General features: G+C 48.1%; 2 pseudogenes. Both read right to left on the bottom strand.

Annotation, left to right across the window (positions count from 1 at the left end):
- Positions 1 to 422 (bottom strand): annotated as a pseudogene (locus ACTHUR_RS16720) (hypothetical protein); the annotation flags it as partial.
- Positions 404 to 566 (bottom strand): annotated as a pseudogene (locus tag ACTHUR_RS16725) (beta-ketoacyl synthase N-terminal-like domain-containing protein); the annotation flags it as partial. The pseudogenes ACTHUR_RS16725 and ACTHUR_RS16720, both read right to left, overlap by 19 nt.

A 566-nucleotide genomic window follows, 5' to 3' on the forward strand; every position in this document is an offset into this window, starting at 1 on the left:
GCCAGAGATAATGGATGAAAGCAGGTATCTACATTGTTGTCGGCAGTAACGACCAAAGTTGCACCATGCGTTCCTAACGCTCGCGCGGCATGAAAAACGGGAGCATTGTGTAGGTTGGCAATAAAGTCAAACGGCATCGCGGCGTGATGGTTCAGCACATTGTCTGCCATTTTTTCAAATACGGATGGCGAAGAAAACGGCGTACCGAGAAAAACAGCGCAATCAGGACAGATTTCGCATTGCTCTTTCAGTTGCCCTGCACCAAGCGCGGCAATCAAACTCAAACGGCTGAGGCGGCGGGTATCTATACCGCTTTGCTGCTTTAAGGTTTGTTTGAGGATTTTACCGCCGGTGCCAGCGTCAGTATCAAAACGCACAGCGGCGGTAATATGGATATTAGGATTTACGGTTGCCATTGCCATACCAAAGATGTGTTGCTGCCGCCAAAACCAAACTGATTGGCCAAACAGAAAAAGCCGCCTTTTTGTGAAGCTGCACATTCGGAAAAACAAATTTTCCGCCCCTGATAATCGTTGCTTCCGCCTTGTTTTAAAGCGGATAAAAGC

Source organism: Neisseria sp. P0021.S007, from assembly GCF_051956855.1.